Source organism: Rhodopseudomonas palustris (assembly GCF_003226555.1).
GTDB lineage: Bacteria > Pseudomonadota > Alphaproteobacteria > Rhizobiales > Xanthobacteraceae > Rhodopseudomonas > Rhodopseudomonas palustris_I.
Map to the genome: position 1 here is coordinate 70324 of NZ_QKQS01000010.1, position 18462 is coordinate 88785.

15 protein-coding genes, 1 pseudogene and 1 riboswitch are annotated in these 18462 nt (G+C 61.1%); of the genes and pseudogenes, 4 read left to right on the forward strand and 12 right to left on the reverse strand.

The window, feature by feature from the left end; all coding sequences use genetic code 11:
- Window positions 1–4: 4 nt before the first annotated feature.
- Window positions 5–1090, reverse strand: a complete 1086-nt coding sequence (locus tag DNX69_RS06545) for a GTPase-associated system all-helical protein GASH (RefSeq protein ID WP_110785211.1) — start codon at window positions 1088–1090, stop codon at window positions 5–7.
- On the reverse strand, window positions 1090–2376 hold the full coding sequence (locus DNX69_RS06550) for a metallophosphoesterase (protein ID WP_110785212.1): 1287 nt from the start codon (window positions 2374–2376) through the stop codon (window positions 1090–1092). The genes DNX69_RS06545 and DNX69_RS06550 overlap by 1 nt, the downstream gene beginning before the upstream one ends.
- Before the next feature lie 665 nt (window positions 2377–3041).
- Between DNX69_RS06550 and DNX69_RS06560 the strand changes: the two genes are divergently transcribed.
- The 3 genes and pseudogenes from DNX69_RS06560 to DNX69_RS26575 form a co-directional block, all read left to right on the forward strand.
- Window positions 3042–3491, forward strand: a complete 450-nt coding sequence (locus DNX69_RS06560; RefSeq protein WP_110785214.1) for a hypothetical protein — start codon at window positions 3042–3044, stop codon at window positions 3489–3491.
- A gap of 2 nt (window positions 3492–3493) precedes the next feature.
- Window positions 3494–4222: an SOS response-associated peptidase gene (locus DNX69_RS06565; protein WP_110785215.1), complete on the forward strand. Its 729-nt coding sequence runs from the start codon at window positions 3494–3496 to the stop codon at window positions 4220–4222.
- A 4-nt stretch (window positions 4223–4226) separates the two neighbouring features.
- A pseudogene (locus DNX69_RS26575) lies at window positions 4227–4367 on the forward strand (DNA polymerase IV); the annotation flags it as partial.
- 426 nt (window positions 4368–4793) lie between these two features.
- Here DNX69_RS26575 and DNX69_RS06575 read toward each other — a convergent pair.
- The 8 genes from DNX69_RS06575 to DNX69_RS26045 form a co-directional block, all read right to left on the reverse strand.
- Window positions 4794–5483: a ZIP family metal transporter gene (locus DNX69_RS06575; RefSeq protein WP_110785217.1), complete on the reverse strand. Its 690-nt coding sequence runs from the start codon at window positions 5481–5483 to the stop codon at window positions 4794–4796.
- A 168-nt stretch (window positions 5484–5651) separates the two neighbouring features.
- Window positions 5652–7856 (reverse strand): heavy metal translocating P-type ATPase, encoded by a 2205-nt coding sequence (locus DNX69_RS06580; RefSeq protein ID WP_165825199.1) that lies wholly within the window; start codon window positions 7854–7856, stop codon window positions 5652–5654.
- A gap of 124 nt (window positions 7857–7980) precedes the next feature.
- Entirely contained in the window at window positions 7981–8880 is a 900-nt protein-coding gene (locus DNX69_RS06585; protein ID WP_110785218.1) for a cation diffusion facilitator family transporter, read from the reverse strand.
- A 2-nt stretch (window positions 8881–8882) separates the two neighbouring features.
- Window positions 8883–9734, reverse strand: a complete 852-nt coding sequence (locus DNX69_RS06590; protein ID WP_110785219.1) for a hypothetical protein — start codon at window positions 9732–9734, stop codon at window positions 8883–8885.
- The gene (locus DNX69_RS06595) at window positions 9731–12979 is read right to left on the reverse strand and encodes an efflux RND transporter permease subunit (RefSeq protein WP_110785220.1); all 3249 of its coding nucleotides are present in this window, start codon (window positions 12977–12979) and stop codon (window positions 9731–9733) included. The genes DNX69_RS06590 and DNX69_RS06595 overlap by 4 nt, the downstream gene beginning before the upstream one ends.
- Window positions 12972–13958, reverse strand: coding sequence for a divalent metal ion exporter adaptor subunit IhpB (gene ihpB, locus DNX69_RS06600; protein WP_110785221.1), 987 nt, complete (start codon window positions 13956–13958; stop codon window positions 12972–12974). The genes DNX69_RS06595 and ihpB overlap by 8 nt, the downstream gene beginning before the upstream one ends.
- A complete protein-coding gene (gene ihpA, locus DNX69_RS06605) occupies window positions 13955–15226 on the reverse strand; it encodes a divalent metal ion exporter subunit IhpA (RefSeq protein ID WP_110785222.1) in 1272 nt (423 codons plus the stop codon). The genes ihpB and ihpA overlap by 4 nt, the downstream gene beginning before the upstream one ends.
- A 57-nt stretch (window positions 15227–15283) precedes the next feature.
- The gene (locus DNX69_RS26045; protein ID WP_133255978.1) at window positions 15284–15817 is read right to left on the reverse strand and encodes a hypothetical protein; all 534 of its coding nucleotides are present in this window, start codon (window positions 15815–15817) and stop codon (window positions 15284–15286) included.
- 126 nt (window positions 15818–15943) lie between these two features.
- A riboswitch (yybP-ykoY riboswitch) is annotated at window positions 15944–16038 on the forward strand.
- Window positions 16039–16114: 76 nt separating this feature from the next.
- Between DNX69_RS26045 and DNX69_RS06615 the strand changes: the two genes are divergently transcribed.
- Entirely contained in the window at window positions 16115–16672 is a 558-nt protein-coding gene (locus tag DNX69_RS06615) for a manganese efflux pump MntP family protein (protein WP_110785224.1), read from the forward strand.
- Between the two features lie 134 nt (window positions 16673–16806).
- Here the strand turns inward: DNX69_RS06615 and DNX69_RS26890 are convergent, their stop codons facing one another.
- On the reverse strand, window positions 16807–17322 hold the full coding sequence (locus tag DNX69_RS26890) for a MarR family winged helix-turn-helix transcriptional regulator (RefSeq protein WP_110785225.1): 516 nt from the start codon (window positions 17320–17322) through the stop codon (window positions 16807–16809).
- A gap of 179 nt (window positions 17323–17501) precedes the next feature.
- Window positions 17502–18236, reverse strand: coding sequence for a flagellar hook-basal body protein (locus tag DNX69_RS06625; protein WP_110785226.1), 735 nt, complete (start codon window positions 18234–18236; stop codon window positions 17502–17504).
- Window positions 18237–18462 lie beyond the last annotated feature (226 nt).

Genomic DNA, 18462 nt, shown 5'->3' on the forward strand with positions numbered 1-18462 from the left:
CGGCCTACTCATACGTCAGGAAAAGGTGTTCGCGGTAGAAGAGCTCCGAGAGACGGAGCGGCGAGAGGCTGACGTCTTCCCCGAGGCCACAGAGCGCCGACCAATTCGCAGCCCATGCGTCGGATACGCCGGCTTCGACCCGCTTGTCCAAAGCGAAGTGGATAGGAGTGCTAACAGGCGACGCGGGCAATTCGTCCATCGTGGCGGTTGCCCAATCCAGGGGGACTGCGTTTGCGACTGCGACAACGGAGAGCTTTCCGCGCGACTTGAGGCCGGAACGCGCGAGCAGAGCCGCGATGGCGAGGGGACCCGGACAGACAACCGTGAGGCCGGCCAGTTCCTTGGCGAAGACTATTGGTTGAACGGGATTTTCGACCTTGTCGAATGGCAGATCGAGGTCGAGGCTGCGCTCGCCAAGCAACCACCAAAGCATCTGCAACTCTTCGTCGACTACGCGTATGTAACTGCTCATCTTGTCGATGGAGGCGTTGAGTCCGGTGGTGGCCGTTCTGAGCGACGCGTTTACCCCATCCACTAGGCCCGCGAAAAGCGGCTTGAAGGACTGCGGGTCGTTCGGATTCAAGCTTGTAAGATCCGGCTCCCACGAAAATTTCTGAATTGCAACCTTGAGCCGAGAGACATCCGGCCGAACGCGGCGGACCGTGCTCAAATCCACGATCGCCTGCTCCGCCAGCCCGACGAGATCCATCGGCAAGGACAGCTTTCTATCGCCATTGAACGAGGCCGTCGTGACGGCCAGCGGCGCCACCGAATACGAACCGAATAGACGGACGAGCGCACAGGCAGCGAGCACCTGGCTTTCGCGCTTCTCCGGCTCATAGTCTTCGTCGGCAGCTTCGAATGCGGCGTGAAAAGCGGCGAGCTTCTCCGCGAGCTCAGGGTCCTTGTAACCCGCAGCCTTGGTGCCGAACGCCAGTCGCGTCAGGACCTCCACTAGCGCCCGGTTAGGCGATGCAATCGCCTTGTTGAGGCCGATCCATCTCGCCTGAGCTTTGCTGTCCTCCAGCGAAACCTCGCGGTACCAACGGGTGAAATCCGGGTCCATAACGGGGACCTCTTGCGTAGCCATTACTTCCCTTCCTTCTCGGAGATCAACTCCGCCAGCCGGTCGAGCAGATCGCGTTCCTTCGCCCTGATCAGCGCCTTTCCGTATCGTTCAGGCTCCGGCAGGGCGACTTCCTCCCTACTGATCAGTCCCAACTCGAGCGCAATAGTGCGGCGGTCACTCGAAGCAAGGTCCCAGAAGCGGCCAACGATATTCCGATTGACTTCGGCGCCCATGGCGGCCTCCGGATCAGCACTCGCGTCGATCGGCGGATCCGGCGGAGCGTGCGACCCCACGGTGCCGGTCGATGCCACGATGTCTTCCGCGAAGGGGATCGTGTGCCGAAAAACGTCGTCACCCGAAGACGTCAGAATCGGCCTGAACCGTTCGGGGTTGGACTGGTACGTGAACTGATGGGTCTCGATCGAGAGCCGCCTTTCTCTTCCCGACCCGATCAGATCAATCCGGACTAGATTGTAGCCCGGTTCGTACTGCTTCTCGCTCCGCGATGGGTTTACCGCGCCGGCGCCCCATCGCACAAAGTCCGCCTCGCGATGGACCTTCTGTTTGTGCTTGTGGCCGAATAGTTGGAACGTTGCCCTCCTTTCGAGAGCATTCTCCACCTCGTCCCCGTCGATCAGCCAGTCGGTCGGATGGTGGCACATCACCATGTTGACCACGTCTGGAACGGGATCCAAAGCCGTCTGCAGCGGGCTGACGTAGAGCGACGGCCTCAAATCATCCTTGCCGTCGCGACCAGATAGCAGCGTCGACGTCAGCCCATGGATCCTGAGCTTTACCTCCGACGTCAGTTCCAGGTCCTGTTTCCACGCGATCCTGCCTGGGTAGATCTGACAATTCATCGGCGCCGCAAAAACGTTGTAGGCGGCATGGCCATGAAGTAACGCGGCGGCGGTTTGGGGGTCGGCCAGTTGAGCGCGAAGAGTGTTGTCACGCCAATCGTCCTTTTCCTCGGCGATCGCTTTGTGCACATTCCTCGTACTCATGGCCGCTTTGACCGAGGCTCTGTCAACGTCATGATTGCCGGGCACGACTAGCATCGGCCCCCTTTCACAGCCGCTCAGGATCCTGAGCTTGGCAAACCATTTTCTAGCTTCTTCGTATTCGCGCGGGTCTCCTGCGAAGGCGACGTCGCCGCCAATCAGGATCGCGTCCACCTTCCCCAATTTCGATACCTGGGTGGCTAGGTGCCTTTCCATACGGGTCCTGATTCCCTTATCAGGATCAGTGTCTGGATCTAGGCATTCAGGTGCTTTGAAATGAATGTCCGAAACATGCAGAAACAACATCTTTGAGCTACTTCCGTCCCCTGTTATTCGGCTTGCTAGATCAATACGGATCCATGTTCTGCCGGCACTGCCGAGGAATGGCCTTTGAACTCTTCCGAGCAATGGCTAGGCCAACCACTGGTTGTTTACGGCCGATTGTGTATCCATGCGAGCCGTTTCCGCTTGGGTCTCCACCGAATTTGCTGAAACAGGACGTTTTCGACCTGCAAGCGGGTCGACTTTTTGTTCTTAGTATGTTCTGATTTTCTGCATCGTCCCCCCCTCCCGCGAGCTGGCGCGTGCCGACACCGAGACAGATCGACCAGCTGGCCGCTGCCGTCGGCACACAGGCCGCTCCGACACCCGAGTCTGGTCCATCCGACGCGTTGCCGCCTGAATACTGGCAGGCACTCCTGACAGCCGCCGAGGCCGACCGGGGTAGGCTGCTGCCTAACGGCGCGGCGGGGGCGGCGGTTCTGAGCCGAATCTCCCATCCCCTCCTCCAGGTCGGCTGCCGGCGCTGCGGCCGATTGGTCGAAATTCAGCCTGCCGACGCCATCAGGCTGTATGGTCCTGAAGCCACCTGGAAGGAGGTCGGGCGGCGTCTCCTAGAAAAAACCTGCACGCAGCGGACCGGCCGCCATGAGGAAGACGGCTGCTGGCCCGCGTTCGGCTGACGCGCTCCGATGGCGCCGAAACATCACCCGACCCCCCTGTCGGGCGGCGACCGCAAGGCGCTTCACAAGGAGCTCGGGCGTGCCCGGGCTGTGACGACGATCCTCGCCGCCCAATCGGCCGAGATGAGATCGAGGGGGGAGGCGCTCATCCAGCAGGCGGACCGGTTGCTGTGCGAAAGCTGGAACGAGCGCATGTGGGCCGACTGGGGTCCGATCGCCCCATCGCCGACCATCGACCAAGCCGTCAACGGCGGCTATTGCTGGATCGAAATCGAGTGCTCGCGGTGCAGGACACCTAATGAGGTCGACCTGGCGGGACTTCGCCACCCGTCGACGACGTGCGTTCACGACCTTGCCAGCCGCCTCCGCTGCAGCAAGTGCGCGAAGGCGGGAAAGCGGCCGGCCGCCACGTTGCTCCAACTCGCGCAGAGCGCCCGGCATGCCGGCCCGGAGACCTGACCATGTGCAACCTGTACTCGATCACCACCAACCAGGCGGCCATCATCGCGCTCTTCCGGGTCGTCAATCAGCATGTCGGCAACCTCGCGCCAGGGCCCGGCGTGTTTCCCGACTATAGGGCGCCAATCATCCGGACCGGCGCGAGCGGCCGCGAACTCGTCACCGCCCGATGGGGCATGCCGTCGTCGGCGAAAGCGCTCTTGGACGCGGCGCAGAAGCGGGCCGACAAGTTGCGCGCCAAGGGCAAGACCGTCGATTTCGACGACGTGCTGCGGATGGAGCCGGACGGCGGGACCACGAATATCCGCAACGTGAAGTCGAAGCATTGGACCCGGTGGCTGGGACCGGAGCATCGCTGCATCGTACCGTTCAACTCGTTCAGCGAGTTCAACAAGGCCGAGGGCGGCGACATCTGGTTCGCGCTCGACGAGAGCCGCCCCCTCGCCTGCTTCGCCGGCATCTGGACGAGTTGGACATCGGTGCGGAAGGTGAAGGAAGGCGAGACGACCAACGACCTCTATGCGTTCCTGACGACCGAACCGAACGCCGAAGTCGGCGCCATCCATCCGAAGGCGATGCCGGTCGTCCTGACGACGCCGGACGAGGTCGAGACCTGGCTGTCGGCCCCCCAGGAGGAGGCCCTGAGGCTGCAGCGCCCGCTGCCTGACGGCGCCCTGCGGATCGTGGTTCAGGGCGTAAAGAAGGACGGGGACGCGCAGGGACCCAACTGATGCTATGACGGAGGCCGCCGCCCCGACCCCTCATCGCAAGATCACCCATGTCGACGTAGATGCGTTCTATGCCTCGGTCGAGCAGAAAGACGACCCGGCGCTGCTGGAAAAGCCGGTCGCCGTCGGCGGCTCGCGCGACCGCGGCGATTCCGATCCATTTGAAGACGCCGGCGGAGGTCGAGACTGGCTGTCGGCCCCTCAGGGAGGTCACCCTGAACCTGCAGGGCCCGCCGCCTAACGGCGCGCTGCGAATCGGGATGCTCTGACCCCACTAGCGCCATGATGGAAGCCACCGCCCCAGGCTGACGCCGGGCGCCCTCATAGGTCCGGAGGATCGCGGCGGCGAGGGCTTTGTTCCATCCGTTTAGGGTCTCGAAGTAAAGGGGCACGACGCCGGGACGCGTCGATCAGACCACCCAGGAATCCTGCTCGTTAGGACGAAGACGCGCATCACTTGGCCTGACGCATTTGGATCTGAAATATCTCGATCTCGATAGTACAGAGGCACTGTATTTATTTTTCAGCATGCCATCTTATCGACCTTCGCGGGCCGAACGGCCGTTGACGGTCTTCATTTCATCGCTTCCTCGAGCAAAAGCAGCAGCAGGAAGCCAGCGAAGAACATCGCGGTCACCCACGGTCGGTCCGGCGTCTCGTGCGCTTCGACCAGCAATTCCTCGGTGACGAGATAGAGCAGCGCAATCAGGCTGAAGGCGAACACGCCGGTAATGATCGGCTGCGGCAGCATCGATGCCGGGATGCTCAGCAGCGCCCCGAGCGGCAGCAGCACGACCAGCGCCGCGGTCCACAGGACCGGCTTGATCCGTGACTGGATGTCTTCCGCGAACGCCATGCTGACGGTGAGGCCGAGAAACAGAACCTCGATCGTCAGGGCGATCGTGAGCAGCAGCCCGGCGCTTTGCCCGGCCAGGAACCCGATGCCGAGGACCATCCCGTCGATGAAGACGTCGACGCCGGTTACGATGATCAAGCCGGACGCGCCGGTGGTTTTACGCTCGAGCAGCTTCAGGGCCAGCATGGCGGCGACGCCGATGGCGCCGCCTACCAGCGTCATCCACAGCGAATTGCGATGCAGGAGGTCGGGCAGAATTTCGCCGGCCGCGGCGGCGAAGACGACGCCTGCAGCGAAGTGCTGGACCGCGCTGACCGCGACGGGCCCAGGGCGGCGCACTGCTGCGAAGCTTGCGCCGACCACGGCCGCCGCGGCGGGAATGAGGGTGTACATCCAAGCCGACGCCATCGGGATTTTTCTCAACACTTGGCACCGCGGTTTCGCCTCGATGCGACAGGTCCGAAACAGGTCCCGGCCCGGCCCGCGGCCTCCGGGGTGTGAACGCGCACGAGCAGCCGGCGGTCGGCGCCGCGCCTCAGTGCAGACCGCGCGGCCGGGCCGATCCGGATCGCGCCGTCATTGCCTCAACAGCCGCAAGGCGTTGGCGACCACGAGCAGCGACGCGCCGGTGTCGGCGGCGATCGCCCCCCAGAGATTGGCTAGACCGGCGAACGTTAGTACGAAGAACAGCGCCTTGACGGCGAGCGAGAACGCGATGTTCTGGCGGATCACCGCGAGCGTGCGCCGGGAGTGCCGGATCAGCCATGGCAGCCTGGAGATGTCGTCGGACATCAGCGCCACGTCGGCCGTCTCTATCGCAGCGTCGGATCCGATCGCCCCCATCGCGATGCCCAGATTGGCCCGCGCCAGCGCTGGCGCGTCGTTGACTCCGTCGCCGACCATCGCGACTTGGCCGAATCGCCGGACGAGATCCTCGATCTTCGTTACCTTGTCTTCCGGCAAGAGTTCGGCGCTCACCTCATCAATCCCGGCCTTCGCGGCGATCGCTTCGGCGGTGGCTCGATTGTCGCCGGTCAGCATCACGACGCTGGCGACGCCGGCCTCGTGCAGGAGGCGAATTGCCTCCCGAGCGTCGGGTCGGATCGCATCGGCCACCGCGATCAGGCCGCAGATGTGCTTCGCATTGCCGATCACAACGACGGTGTTGCCTTCGGCTTCCATCGCCTCGGCCTTCCACCTGACGGTCTCCTCGGTCGCCTGCCCGCGCTCCGCCACATAGCGGCTCGACCCCAGCCAAAACGACTCGCCGCGATAGACCCCGGTCAGACCCTTGCCTTTCAGGGTCTGAACGTCGGAAGCCGGCTCGATTTCGATGTCGTTCTGCCGGGCGAAGCCGAGAATCGCCTGAGCCAGAGGATGCGTCGACCGCGACTCCAACGCCGCCGCCCTGGCAATCAGTTCCGCGCCGCTATGACCGTTGAGAGGAACGACCTGCACCACTTCGGGCCGCGCGCGAGTGATGGTGCCTGTCTTGTCCATCGCGATCGCACGGATGCGGGCCGGCAATTCGATGAACGCCCCGCCCTTGACCAGCACCCCGGCGCGGGCTGCCGCAGCCAGCGCGGCGACGATCGACACCGGCGTGGATACCACCAAGGCGCAGGGACAGGCGATCACGAGAAGTACGAGGGCGCGGTACAGCCAGGTCGTCCAGTCGCCGTTCAGCAGCAGCGGCGGTCCGACGAACACGAGCAGCGCCACGATCATCACGATAGGCGTGTAGATGCGGGCGAACCGCTCGACCCACTGCTCGGCGGGCGCGCGATTGGCATGCGCGGAATCCACCATCTTAATGATGCGCGACAGGACGGTGTCCTCAAAAACCCGAGTGGTTTCGACCGTGAGGGCCCCGTCGCCGTTTATCGTACCTGCGAAGACATCCGCGCCCGGCGCCTTCTCTACCGGAACGCTTTCACCCGTGATTGGCGCCTGGTTCACGGCGCTACTGCCCTCGATCACACGCCCGTCCAGAGGAATGCGTTCTCCAGACATTACGACCAACCGATCTCCCGGCCTGATCTCGTCGACGGAAACCGTCGCTTCCACTCCGTCCGTTCCCAGACGCCGCGCGGTTTTCGGCGCGAGGTCGAGCAGAGCGGCGATCGCTTTGCGGGCGCGCCCGATGCTCCAGCCCTCGATCGCGAGAGAGAGCGCAAACAAGAAACTAACCGTAGCGGCCTCGAACCATTCACCGATCGCCGCCGCTCCAACGACAGCTACCGTCATAAGAAGATTCATGTCGGGGCGAAGATTGCGCAGAGAGTACCACGCTTTGACGACTACGTAGCGTCCCCCAAAAAGGATCGCCGCAAGATAAGCCGCGATCTCGGCTCTCGGAGCGGGGGCGTCTCCATGGCCAGCGAATAGCGCGGCGGCGTCGGCGACACCGCCGCCTGAGAAGGCGTGAATGACGAAGCCGATCGTCACGAATGCGCCGCTCGCAGCGGCAAAATAGGATTGATGCCGTCTTACCTGGTCGGTGCGATCACCTCCCTGATCAGGCCGCCATGGAATGGCCTGCATACCGGTCGAGGACACGGCCCGGACCACTGCGTCGTCAGCAACCGAAAGATCGATGCCCACCAGGGTCATACGCCCGTTGAGGACATCGAAGGCCAAATGTTCCTCCCCCCCAACAACCGGTCCCACCGCCTGTTTCAGGATCGCGACCTCCTCCGCACAGTCCATGCCCGCGATCTTGAAAGCTCGATAGTTGGACGCGCTGCTTTCGCTCAATGCCGCTTCGTTGCCAACCGTCATCTCACGCCTCCAGCATCGGCCCTGGGCCGGACCGTCGGAATTGCCCCTTCGGCCGAAAACCGCACTTGCCCCTCACGGCTTGTCGAAATCGACCGCACCTCGAGACGCTAGACACATCGAGACGCTAGACATGCAGTTCGGACTCCTCTGCTCGAAGTATCTGGTCATCGATCTGGATTGTTGTGTGCTCGATACCGAATTCATCCTTCGCGATCCGGCGTGCCGCGCGGATCGCGGCCCGCGCCTCAACGAGGTCCGTCACGAGAAGATGGCAGGTCATGACATCGAATCCGGACGTCAGCGTCCAAACGTGGAGATCGTGGACATCGACGACGCCCGGGACAGTCCTCAAACGGTTCTCGATCGCGGCGACATCCATACCTGCCGGAGCAGCCTGCATTAGGATGTGAACGACCTGGCTCAGGAGGACCCATGTGCGAGGTACAATGAAGAGCCCGATGCCGGCCCCGATGAGCGGATCCGCCAACACCCAGCCCTTCCACATCATCAATAGCGCGGCCGCAATGACGCCGACAGAACCCAGCATGTCGCTGAGAACCTCGAAATAGGCGCCTTTGACATTCAGACTCTCGTCGGCCCCGCCCGCGAGCAACGCCATGCTAATCAGGTTGACGGCGAGCCCGACTATAGCGACGAGAAGCATCGGGCCGCTCAAGACTTCGGGCGGTGAGAGAAAGCGTTGGTACGCTTCGTACAGGATGTAGACCGTAAGCAACAACAAGACGAGAGCGTTAGCCAGTGCAGCGAGTACCTCCATCCGCATATAGCCAAACGTCCGCTGGGGTGTTGGCTCACGGGCCGCAAAACGAATGGCGAGCAACGCCAACGCCAAGCCGCCGACGTCGGTAAGCATGTGCGCGGCATCCGCAAGAAGCGCAAGACTTCCAGTGACAAGACCTCCAACGACTTCGGCGACCATATAAGTCGCGGTTAATGTCAAAGCGGCCGCAAGCCTGCGCTTATACTTTGCGCCTGCAGTTCCGATTGAACCTCCTCCGTGCATGCTCAGGCCCCCTTCGACTTGGTCGCATGCGCTGACCGAATCATGGAGTCGCGAAGACGTTCCTCAAGTTCGTCCAGCAGAAAGAAACTGACGTCATCGAGAGACCCATGGCCCTTCGCAAATGGCTGCTCTAAAAGCCTGACAAGATAAAGAACGTAAACGAACATGTACGTGATAAAGCCGAAGAGAAGCGCCGATGCGGGGTCTCCCTCGGTTTTTAGGAGAAGCATTAATAAGACGATCGAACCCACCAGCGTTTGCACAAGGACATGCACCGAAGGCACGAATTCCACGCGCTGGATAGTGTAGATCCGAAGAAGCGCCCGCCTTATGGCGTCCTGCGCGGATCTCAGCCGCACGACGAAATTCGCAGCCATGCCCATCCCCTCCAACCGACCGAGAAGCGGGGTGAGCCTCGCCAGATGGTCGAGCGCCGGCGGGATGTCGTCATGTCCTCGACCATGGTCGAGACCTCGACGGAGAGCATCTATGACGCTGACGAGGATGTCGCGCACCTCGTTCATCTCGAACTCCTGGTTGTCTTCGGAGAAGCAGACTAGGTCGCCCTCGATCGCCTCCATCGACATTCGAAGATCTGAAGGAATCTTTTCGGATTCTTTGTAGTCCTGCAGAATGCTCGACAGCAGAAAGCCGATGATGAAAATCGCCCCCCCTATCCCGCTCGTCAGCAGGCGATTTAAATCCAGGAACTCCAACCCGTAATAGTGAACCGTCGTCTTGATGGCGCCGAGCAAAACGACCACGAATCCGACTAGGAAGAACAGTCGAAACTTTTTCCAAAGCGAGAGTTTCGCGCCGCTGAAATGAAGGTGGGAGACGATGGAGCCGGTCATGACGAGGCACTCCCACCCATCGGGTGGCTTTGCGCAGACGAGGTCGGCTCCCGACTTTCTGCATCTGCCTCCGCATCTCTTTCGGTCTCTCGTCTAAACAGCACGTAAAGCGCCGGCAGCACCAGCAACGTTAAGATAGTCGACGAAACAATGCCTCCGATCACCACGGTGGCGAGGGGACGCTGCACCTCTGCACCCGCTCCCGTCGCAATCGCCATTGGCACGAAGCCGAGAGATGCGACGAGAGCTGTCATGAGCACCGGTCGCAGACGCGTCGCGGCGCCCTCACGAACAGCCTCTTCGATCACCCGACCTTGATCCCGAAGGCGCTGGATGAACGCGATGATCACGAGGCCGTTGAGGACCGCGACCCCTGACAACGCAATGAACCCCACGCCTGCACTGATCGACAGCGGAATACCGCGCAAAAGCAGTGCCAGAATGCCCCCTGTCAGGGCCAGCGGCACGCCGCTGAATACAAGCAAGGCGTCGCCAACCGTTCCCAGACTCATGAACAAGAGCAACAATACCAGCAGTAGAGCGACGGGGACTACAATCATCAGTCGATTTGTCGCTGAAACCAGCTGCTCGAACTGCCCCCCCCAACCGATCCAGTAGCCGGCTGGTAACTTCACCTTTTCGGCGACTGCCGTCTGCGCTTCGGCAACAAACGAGCCAAGGTCGCGCTCGCGGACGTTGGCGGTGACGACGATACGTCGCTTCCCGTTCTCCCGACTGATCTGGTTCGGCCCGGGCGCAGCATCTACTGTAGCAACCGACGACAGCGGGATGAAGCGCATTTGCGTTGACGGCGTTCCGAGAGCAGTCTTCACGAGGACGCCCGACGTAGCTTCATCGGCCGGCGGCAGTGGAATCGGAATAGCGCGGATCGCATCAAGATTGCCGCGAAGCCGTTCGGGCAGACGGACTACGATATCGAATCGTCGGTCCCCTTCAAACAGCTTACCAACGCTCTTGCCACCGACGGCGATCTCCACAATGCCCTGAACGTCTCCGAGGCTGAGCCCATAACGAGACAGTGCTTGGCGATCGAGTTTGACCGTGAGGATCGGTAAGCCGGCAACTTGCTCGGTCTTAACATCAGTGGCTCCAGGGATGCTCTGGATCGCCGCCTGAACTTGATTCGCGGCGCCCAGCAGAATGTCTAAGTCGTCACCGAATATTTTGATGCCGACATCGCTTCGGACACCCGAGATCAGCTCATTGAACCGCAACTGAATCGGCTGGGAAATCTCGTAGTTGCTGCCGGCGATGTCGGCGGCCGCCTTTTCGATCTCATCGACAACCTCCGACTTAGCTCGACCAGGATCGGGCCAGGATTCGCGTTCTTTCAACATAACGTAGCCGTCGGACATGGAGGGCGCCATCGGGTCGGTGGCGACCTCGGCCGTTCCGGTCCTGGCAAAGAAGTCCTTGACCTCCGGAATTTGCTTGATCCGGCCCTCTAGCGCCCTTTGAAGATCCAGGGATTGCGTGAGGCTTGTCCCAGGTATTCGTATCGCAGCGAGCGCGACGTCTCCCTCATCCAAGCTGGGAATGAACTCGCCGCCCATCCGAGTGGCGGCGTAGCCGCTGACCAGTACGATTGCCAGGGCCGCCAGCGCGATGGATTTGCGGTACGCGATCGCGACGTTCAACATAGGGAGGTACACGCGCTTGGCGGCGCGCATGAATATATTTTCCTTCTCCGACACCTTGCCGGTGACGAAAACTGCCACCGCGGCAGGGACGAAGGTCAGTGAGAAAACGGCAGCGGCACCGAGGGCCATCAGCACGGTCAGGGCCATCGGCGTGAACATTTTGCCCTCGACCCCAGTCAACGTGAGGATGGGGAGGTAGACGACAGCGATGATTAGCGTTCCGAATAGGCTTGGCTTGATGACCTCGCTCGATCCGCTCAGGATCGTCTGCATCCGCTCCTTAAGATTCAGCAGACGCCCCTTCTCGTGCTGCGCCTCCGCCAGAAGCCTCAGGCAATTCTCAACGATGATCACGGCACCGTCGATGATGATACCGAAGTCAATTGCCCCGAGGCTCATCAGATTGGCCGATACCTTGGTTTCGACCATGCCGGTCACGGTCATGGCCATGGACAGCGGGATTACGCAGGCCGTAATGATAGCGGCGCGTATATTGCCTAGAATGAGAAAGAGCACCGCGATGACGAGGATCGCACCCTCAACAAGGTTTTTCTCGACGGTCTTGATCGTGGCTTCGACGAGATGAGTGCGATCGTAGACCGTCCGCGCCACGATGCCTTCTGGGAGGGACTTGCCGATCTCCTTCAGCTTCTCGGCGACGCGCGTTGCGACCGCGCGGCTGTTTTCCCCGATCAGTAGCATTGCGGTTCCGAGTACAGTCTCCTCGCCGTTGAGCGTCGCGGCACCGGTGCGAAGATCCTTGCCTTCAATAACTTGGGCCACGTCTTTAATTCGGACTGGAATGCCGCCCCGCGACCCCACCACGATGCCCTCGATATCCGCGATATCGCCGACCTGCCCGGGGGTGCGGACAAGATATTGTTCGCCGTTCCTTTCGATGTATCCGGCGCCGACATTCGCGTTATTAGCGGCGAGCGCCGTCATCAGATCGCGAAACCCGAGCCGATAAGCCATCAGCTTGCCGGGATCCGGTAGAACGTGGAATTGCCGTTCGTAGCCGCCGATGCTGTTGACCTCAACGACGCCCGGAACGTTGCGCAGCTGCGGCTTGATAATCCAATCTTGCACGGTACGTAGATCGCTCGGCGAATATTCCTTACCGGTCGGCCCCTTCGCGCCCTGCTTAGCCTCAACCGAGTACATATAGATCTCACCGAGGCCGGTTGAAATTGGGCCCATGGCGACTTCGATTCCGCTCGGGAGCTGATCCTTCACCTGCTGAATGCGTTCGTTGACGAGTTGTCGCGCGAAGTAGACGTCAGTCCCCTCCTGAAACACGACGGTAACCTGGCTCAGACCGTATCGCGACAATGATCGCGTGTATTCGAGCTTGGGAAGGCCACCCATCGCTGTTTCGATGGGGAAAGTAATTCGTTGTTCAGTCTCGAGTGGCGAATAACCGGGGGCCTGGGTGTTGATCTGAACCTGCACATTGGTGATGTCGGGCACGGCATCGATCGGAAGGCGCGTGAAATTCCAGCCCCCGAAGGCGACGAGGCCGAGAGCCACCAACAAAACGAGCCAGCGTTGCTTGATTGCGAATGCCAGGATTCCATCAATCATGCTCGGCCTCCCCCTTGCCGATCTCCGCCTTCACCACGAAGGAGTTCTCGGCCACGTATCGTTCTCCCGCGGCAAGTCCGGCCTTGATCTCTACAAATTTGGCATCCGACTCCCCGGTCTGGACTGGGCGGGCTTCGAGCAAGTCCCCCTCCTCGCGGACGAAAACGACGGTTTTGTTCTCGAGAGTCTGAATCGCGCCGGCTTGAACGGCTACAGCAACCTCCCGCTTGGCGAGAACAAGACGGGCGGTGACGAACAAACCTGGCCGCAATCGGCCGTCGGGGTTCGAAAGAACGACTCGTGCAAGCGCGGTTTGAGTGTCGGAGGATCCAACGGGAGCCAGATAGGAGATCTTGCCTTTGATCTCGCCGGATCCGTCGTCCGGATCGATCAGCACCTCGTCGCCGATCCGAACTCGCTTCAGGTCCTGCCTATAGATCGACAGATCGACCCAGATCGTTGACAAGTCCGCTACCACGAAGGCCGGCTTCTGCTCCGAGGCGTATTCCCCGAGAGATATTTGGCGATCAATGACCGTACCGCCGATCGGCGACTTCAGCTCGTAGGCCGTCAAGCTCTGATTGCTCTCGATGAAGGCCATCGGCTCGTCCTTGCCGGCGGCGTCGCCGATGCGCTTCTTGATCGAGCGCACGATGCCCGGAAATCGAGGCGTAACCTGAACCAGCGTCTCTTGGTTGGCGCGGATTACTCCATTCAACGCTAGACTGTCGCTCAAGACCGCGGGAGCAGCTTGGGCAAGAGACGCGCGCACCGCAGCGAGTTTGACGTCGCTCATCTTGATCCGATCGCCCCCGTGCTCGTCTTGCTCAACGTGATCCTTCGCCTTCGACTCCTCCTTAGCGCTACCTTGTGCCTGCTTGGCAGGAGCTCCGGATTTGCCGGCGGTTGAAAGATAATAGCTTCCACCTCCGATCGCGGCGGCGCCGACGACCGCGAGAACAATTATTGATTTCTTCATCGTGCGCTCCCTCGCGCCAGTACGAACGGATTACCGACCAAGCCTTCGATGGTGGCGACGGCAACGTGGAAGTTCTGCAAGGCCTCCTGCTCGCGAAGCTGCGCCTGGGCAAAGCTGGTCTGAACGTCAAGCAGCTCAAGCAGCGTGAAGCGCCCCTGGCCGTAGCCTTCCGAGATGGCTGTGGAAGCCTCCCGTGCCTTCGGGATGCCCTTCTCGCGCAGGATCTTCAGTTCGCGCAACGACCCTTGAAGAGTGTCGTAGGCCCGCCCTGCTACGATGAGCAGAGTGTTGCGATTTGCCTCGCGCTCCGCCCGAGTTTTGGCCAAGCTTTGCTCGGCCGAGAGAATATTGCCTTGATTTTGATCGAAGATCGGAATCGGTACCGAGACCGAGAGTCGCACGGCGTCATCGCCCGTTGTGTTGTAGTGACGCCAACCAGCGCTCACGCGGACATCCGGATAGGGCTTCAGACGGGCCAGCAACAACTCGGCATTCCGCTGTGCATAGACCGCCGTCCACCGCACCAACTGCGGATTGGCATCGATGGCATGTATTACCGCTTGAAACGAGGGGGGGCGCCCGGTTGCATCGAGTTGCCCCGAGACCGCCGAAAACCGGGGTGCCGTATCGCCCATAAGCACGGCAAGGTCTCGGCGGGCGCTGGACAGTGAGGCTTTCGTCCGTTCAAGGTCCGCCTTCACCAACGCCGAAGCAACTTCAGCTCGACCAATTTCCGCCGGCGAGGATGCCCCGGCATCGACTCGCCGCTGCAGTAGCGGTGTCAGCTTGTCGATGGCGTCTACCTGCTGATCGAGGATGCGGATACGCTGCTGCAAGCCTAACACGTTCAAGAAGGCAATCGCCGTCTCGGACAAAATTTCCAACCGAACAGCGCGGCGCTGGATCGCGGCGACCTCGATGCCGGCCTGGCCTGCCGCTATTCGCGCGTCTCGTTTGCCGAAAAGCTCGAACATCTGGCTGATCTGTAAGGTCGACTCGGCCGAACGCGTCGCGCGATAGGGCCCTGTCCCTAGTGAATTGTCCTGCTCGTAGGACAATTCTGGATTGATCAGTGCACCGGCCTGAATCCGCTGACCAGTCGCGATGCCGACATCTCGTTCGGCGGCGGTCAAACGGGGACTGGCGGCGAGCGCACGCTGCAGCGCCGACTTCATCGTGAGGGTCTGCGAATACGACACGGTGGTCAGCGCGGGGCTGAACAACAGCGTCATCACGCACGCGAAACGCGTGGCGCCTTTGACAAGCATGGAGAAAATACCCGATCGACAACGAGGCAAGGGGCGCTAAAGCGCCCGGCGAACTGGTCAGATCAGGCTTTTGGGGGGTGGCGGATCAAGCCCGCGGGTGCGGCCGATCAACGGGCTGGCGTCCCAGCCAACTACGATCTCGTCTAGTTCTACAGCAGTCAATTCTGCCATCGGCTGCGCCGGAATCGAGGCAGAAAAGCAACCGTGGCAATGATGCCCCGCACCTGGGGAGTCCTTGACGTGCTTGATCGCGTCGGAGAGCGCTGAGAGCATCTCGATCCCGATCCGCGCCTGGGACTCATCGGCATCGAAATCATTGAAGGCGTGTGCAATTCCGGAAAAGAGATAGGTCGCGGACACGAACAGAACCGCGAGAACGCGGAGCGCCCCCACAAATCCACTGCTCCATGACTTGCGACGTTCAACCAAACGCGGAACCTCCCTGCGGCCGTGGTTCGTAGCATGAAGCACGCCCCGTCGTCGACCCGCAACACTGTAACAACCACCGTTTACGTCGACGGAACTCAACCACTTCCACAGCTGATTGACAGCCTGATAATCCACCTGTGAGGTATAGCGCGGCTTGGCCACGCATATATTCTCCGGTGGCGCTCATTACAGCCCACCCACCGTCGCATGGCGACCCTGACGAAACCATGACGACCGCACGCAAGCATGCCGTAGCATCAACTTGACTCGCCGCCGCGGATGCGTAGACAACCGAGCATCGGGGAGTAGTCACCGCTTCGCGCGGGGCCGCGTCAACACACTTGCGCCGAGGCGCATGGCGCGGTCAGCCGGTCCAACGGCCCGACAAGACCGAGACGCCACTCGCCGGAGCGGACGGCGGGGAAGAGCGTCCGGATCCGTCCGTTGAAAGCTTCTTCGATGTCTCCCATCACCATTGCCCTGCTCGCCGTCAGCATGTCGGTCGACGCCTTCGCCGTCTCGGTCGGACGCGGCGCGGCTGCCGGTCGCCCGCGTTTCGGCGAAGCCTTCAGAACCGGGGTCGTGTTCGGCGTGGTCGAGGCCATCACCCCTCTGATCGGCTGGGCCGCCGGCGTCGCTGCGAGCAAATTCATCCAGCAGGTCGACCACTGGGTCGCCTTCGTGCTGCTCGGAGGCGTCGGCCTGCACATGCTTTACGCGGCGATTTGGAAGAAGGAGGAAGCGGCTCCGACCGATTCGTCCTTCGTTGTCGTGCTGATCACCGCCATAGGCACTAGTCTCGATGCGATGGCGGTCGGCGTGTCGCTCGCCTTTCTCGACGTCAATATCTTCGTCATTGCGGCAGCGATCGGCCTGGCTACCTTAGTCATGTCCTCGGGGGGAATGCTCCTAGGTCGCCTGATCGGCTATCGACTGGGAAAGGTGGCCGAAATCCTCGCCGGCCTCGTTCTCATCGGCATCGGCACAAACATCTTGATTGAGCATCTTGCGGGCTGATCCTCGGAAGGATGTGGAGGAGGAGTTTTTCGGGATGCGGCTCCGCTCAAAAGATATGCGTCCGGCTTCGACGATCTCGGCAGAAATCCAGCACCTCTCCCTCTAAATTGCCATGATCGGCGATGGCTCGGAGGTCATCGCGACCTCGGTCGAAGATCATCGCGGTCCGCCGGGTCTGCTAGTCTGACGGCGCGGCCTACGCGTTTGGTCATTGCATTCAATGACCTTGTGAGCATCTGCATTGAATCGTCTTCGAGATCACCACGCAATAGCTTCTCAAGCGTCCTTCCCCCAGCCTCGGTATGTGCTAACTGCGCCTCGCCCTCTTCTGTGAGAGAAAGGTGGATCACTCTCCGATCGTCTAGCGAACGCGATCTGCGCAAAAGTCCGCGCTCATGAAGACACTTTGCTTGGCCCGAGATGAACGAGCCATTGACGTTGAGGAGCGCCGCCACGTCCCGAACCGGTGCCCCCCGACCCTCGGCAAGGAACCCAACAGCCTTGAGAGTCAGCCATTGCGATCCAGTTACGCCCATTCGCCTTCCGACAGCGTCTGCGTATCGCATCACTGAAACGCCCAATGCGGAGATCTCCCAGACAAGACGGCACTTCGGATTATCGACAAGGGGACGGTTCGTTGCATCGTTCATAGCTACCTCGAGTTCTGCATTATACGTCGCTTGTGGATCGCTCTGGACTGGACCCGCGTCGGCAAGACCGCATGGCAGTCAACACTGGTGGTTTTCACTCGCCCCCCTGCCTTCAGTCCCCGCTGAAATCATTTCGAATGGGGGCCCGGTGACGGAATTCGCCGTCCCAGTTCATGTCCTCAACGCTCCTGTCCGGCGAGCTTTCTGAGCTCGTTGGGATCCGAGTTGCTCATAAGACTGTTCGCGACCTGGTCGTAAGCACGGGCCGCGGAAATCAAACTGCCCATTTCCCGAAGCGCGTTCACGTTGGAACTCTCCAGGACACCGACTGCCAAGCGAATTTGCGCCGGGGTCAATTCGGACGGTGAAGAGCGGGCGGCGAATAGGCCCGCCTCGTCTGCTCTCAATTGCGAGCGATCGTCGAAGCGCACGACACGCAGCCGTCCGATGGCCCCCCTATCGACAGACACTGTTCCGTCGGTCCCGATCGTCACCTGTCCTTGGTTACGAGGTACCCGCAAGGGTCCTGCAGTCGTCAGAACGATCGCACCGGACTGATTTACGAGGCGGCCCTCAGCGTCGAGGGTGAAAGCTCCGTTGCGCGTATAGCGCTCGCCAGCGGTTGTCTCGACCACAAAGAACCCGTCGCCGACCACTGCAACATCGAATGCGTTGCCGGTGGTTCGGAACGCTCCCAAAGAGTGGTCCACGTAAGGTACCGTCGCGACAAGCGAACGCAGCGGATGTTGAGGCGTGTCCTCCGCTTCGCGTGCGTCCGTCAGGTATTCCCGGAACGAGAGATTGACGCTCTTAAAGCCGGTCGTGTGTTGATTCGCTATGTTGTGAGCCATCCGGTCGGTCTGTTGTCGCAAAGCGATCAGACGCGATAGGCCGATAACTTCCTTATCACTCATCCGCAGGAGCTTCCGAACCTGACGCAGCTCGCCACAGCAGCATGTCGGCACGCTTCCGGCCGGCCACACTACGGCGCTGCTTCAACAAACAAGAAGCACTTACGCGCTTCAGCGATGTCGCTTCAGGTCGAAGTTCTTGGAGGAGGCGTCAATGGTGGTTGACCGAGCCGATCCAGGCGCTCGAAAGTCCAACCCACCGGCTCCGCGAGTGGATCCGACTTCACCG